Source organism: Polaromonas sp. P1_G4 (assembly GCF_056405475.1).
The window spans coordinates 1-1,297 of the sequence record NZ_JBFUCA010000810.1 but is presented as its reverse complement, the minus strand read 5'-3'; the positions used below and the strand labels follow the sequence as shown (position 1 = coordinate 1,297).

Sequence of the window (1,297 nt, the reverse complement as noted above, 5' to 3'; positions counted from 1 at the left end):
GTCTTCGGGCCGCACACGCTCCATTTGGCCGTCCACACCCTTGACGTCCCAGGTGCCGTTGACCAGCTTGAACTCCTGGAACACCGTCTTGATGGTGTCGAGGTAGTAGTCGGCATCCATGTCGAGCACGGCGTTGTATTCGTCGTAGAACTTGCGGTGCGCCTCGGCGCTGGCGTCGTCGCCCTTGAGCAAATCCTTGAAGTAGTCGTAGTGGCTGCTGGCGTGGCGGTCCGGGTTCATCGCGACGAAGCCGGTGTGCTGCAAAAAGCCGGGGTACACACGACGGCCTGCGCCCGGGAAGTTGCTGGGCACGCGGTAAATCACATTGTTTTCAAACCACTCGTAGCTCTTGTTCATGGCCAGGTTGTTCACTGCCGTGGGCGATTTTCGGGCATCGATCGGGCCGCCCATCATGGTCATGCTCAAGGGCGTCGTTTCGCCTCGGGAGGCCATCAGCGACACGGCAGCGAGCACCGGCACAGTGGGCTGGCAGACGCTGATGACGTGGCAATTGCCGTAAATACCCTGGAGGTGGCGAATGAACTCCTGGACGTAGTTGACGTAGTCGTCCAGGTTGAATGAACCTTCGGAAAGCGGCACGGTGCGCGCATTTTTCCAGTCGGTGATGTAGACCTTGTGGTCTTTGAGCATGGTCTTGACGGTGTCCCGGAGCAAGGTGGCATAGTGGCCTGACAGCGGCGCCACGATCAGCACGGCGGGCTCGCCCTTCAGGCCTGTCAGTGTGGCGGGATCGTCGGTGAAGCGCTTGAAGCGGCGCAGCTCGCAAAAGGGTTTGTCGATTTCCACGCGTTCGTGGATGCTGACCTCGGTGCCGTTGACGTCCACCGTCCGGATGTCAAAGGCCGGTTTTTCGTAGTCTTTGCCCAGCCGGTAAATCAGGCTGTAGCCGGCAGCGACGCGTTGGGCAAACGGGTTTTGGCCCATGGGCGACAGGGGATTGCCGTAGAGCTTTGCAGCGGCTTGCGCAAAGTCGACAAAAGGCTCCATCAAGGTGCGTTGGGCTTCATAGACTTGGTACAGCATCGGGGTCAACCTTGGGTTTAGGGTTACTTCGGTAAATCGTAATATGTTGCAGTGCAATATAACAGGGGGTTGCCGCACTGATTTGAGGATAACCACCAATACCGGGCGGTTTTCACACTGTTGACGCCAAAAGCACCACGATGGTGCCAGCTTGGCTTGCGGACCGAGAAACCGCCACCACCTGCGGAATTGAAAGAACACTTACCATTCTGCCTGCAGCCGGTGGTCTTTGCCCGCCCTGAAGCTGCAGCCC

The 1,297-nt window shown here is 58.6% G+C and carries 2 protein-coding genes; both read right to left on the bottom strand.

The window, feature by feature from the left end:
* Positions 1–1,044, bottom strand: a 1,044-nt coding sequence (locus tag AC1D1X_RS23575) for a polyhydroxyalkanoate depolymerase (RefSeq protein ID WP_477699382.1), incomplete at its 3' end; no start/stop codon positions are given.
* Between the two features lie 23 nt (positions 1,045–1,067).
* Positions 1,068–1,297, bottom strand: a 230-nt coding sequence (locus AC1D1X_RS23570; RefSeq protein ID WP_477699381.1) for a hypothetical protein, incomplete at its 5' end; no start/stop codon positions are given.